This window comes from Streptomyces cellostaticus (assembly GCF_001513965.1).
GTDB lineage: Bacteria > Actinomycetota > Actinomycetes > Streptomycetales > Streptomycetaceae > Streptomyces > Streptomyces cellostaticus.
This window is the reverse complement of the sequence record NZ_KQ948116.1, coordinates 1-1,748: the sequence shown is the minus strand read 5'-3', so window position 1 is coordinate 1,748 and position 1,748 is coordinate 1. Positions and strand designations below refer to the sequence as shown.

Here is a 1,748-nt window from a genome sequence, read left to right as displayed (position 1 = left end):
CTGGTGGAGCTGGCTGGTCTGGGCGAGGGCGAATCGGTACTCGTCCATGCGGCTGCGGGTGGTGTGGGTATTGCTGCGGTGCAGTTGGCTCGTCATTTGGGTGCGGAGGTGTTCGCGACTGCGTCTCCGTCGAAGTGGGCGGCGGTGGAGGAGTTGGGTGTTGAGGCGTCTCACATCGCTTCGTCGCGGACGACGGAGTTCGAGGGGCTGTTCCGTGGGGTGTCGGGTGGGGGTGGTGTGGATGTGGTGCTGGACTCGTTGGCGGGTGAGTTCGTGGATGCCTCGCTGCGGTTGACGCGTGCGGGTGGCCGGTTCGTGGAGATGGGCAAGACCGATATCCGTGATGCCGGCGAGGTCGAGCGCCGGCATGGGGTTGCCTATCAGGCGTTTGATCTGTTGGAGCAGGATCCGGGTGTGATCGGGGCGATGCTGTCCTCGCTGACCGAGTTGTTCGCGCAGGGTGTGCTGAGGCCGTTGCCGGTGGCGTGCTGGGATGTGCGGCGGGCGGTGGATGCGTTCCGTTTCCTGAGTCAGGCCCGTCATATCGGCAAGGTTGTATTGACGGTTCCTGCCGTAGCTGGCCGGCGGTCGGCGCCCACGGGCACGGTTCTGATCACGGGTGCTTCGGGTGCGTTGGGCGGGTTGGTGGCGCGGCATTTGGCGGTGACGGGGCAGGCGCAGCGGTTGTTGCTGGTCTCGCGTCGTGGTGCGGATGCGCCGGGTATGTCTGAGCTGGTTGCCGAGTTGGCCGGTTGTGGGATCACGGCGCAGGTTGTGGCTTGTGATGTGGCGGATCGGGATCGGCTTGCTGGTGTTATTGCTGGTGTGCCGGCGGGGGCGCCGCTTGTTGGGGTGGTTCATGCTGCGGGTGTGCTTGATGACGGGTTGGCTGTGGGGTTGACCGCGGAGCGGGTGGAGGCGGTGATGCGGCCGAAGGTGGACGCGGCGTGGCATCTGCACGAGTTGACTCGTCAAGCCGATCTGGAATCGTTCGTACTGTTTTCTTCGGTGGCCGGGATCTGGGGCAACGCCGGGCAGGCCAGTTATGCGGCGGCGAACACGTTCCTGGATGTGCTTGCTGCTTATCGGTGTCGTGAGGGTTTGCCTGGGGTGTCGTTGGCGTGGGGTCCGTGGGAGGGGGGTATGGCGGATGGGCTGACGGATGCGGATTGGCAGCGGATGGCTCGTCAGGGTTTGCGGCCGTTGTCCGGGGTGGAGGGTCTGGAGCTGTTGGATGCGGCGGCTGGTCCGGCCGATCCGTTGTTGGTGGCGGCTCGTCTGGATCTTGCCGCGTTGCGCCGCTCGGGTGAGGTCCCGCCGCTGTTGTCCGCTCTGGTCCAGGCGGGGCGTTCGAACGCCCCGGCCCGCCGCACCGTGGGCGATTCTGCCGCTGGTGGCGACAACGCCCTGGTCGCGCGCCTGGCTGCACTGGGTCCGGCTGGGCAGCAAGAGATCCTGCAGGACCTGGTCATGGAGCAGGCGGCTCTGGTTCTGGGCATGTCCGGGCCGGACGTCATCGATGCCGGTCGTACGTTCCGTGATGTCGGCTTCGATTCTCTGACCGCTGTTGAACTGCGTAACCGGCTGAACAGTGCCACGGGTCTGCGTCTGCCGGCGACGGCGGTGTTCGACTATCCCACTCCCACAGCCCTGGCCGCGTTTGTGGTGGGTGAAGTGGTTGGTGAGTCGGGTGGCGTGTCGGTGGGGTCTGTGGTTCCCGCTACTGGTGATGGCGTGGCGCCGGATGA

1 protein-coding gene is annotated in these 1,748 nt (G+C 66.1%); it reads left to right on the top strand.

What is annotated here, in order from left to right:
• Positions 1 to 108: 108 nt before the first annotated feature.
• On the top strand, positions 109 to 1,748 hold a 1,640-nt coding region (locus tag AQI88_RS42305; RefSeq protein WP_244184663.1), incomplete at its 3' end, for an SDR family NAD(P)-dependent oxidoreductase.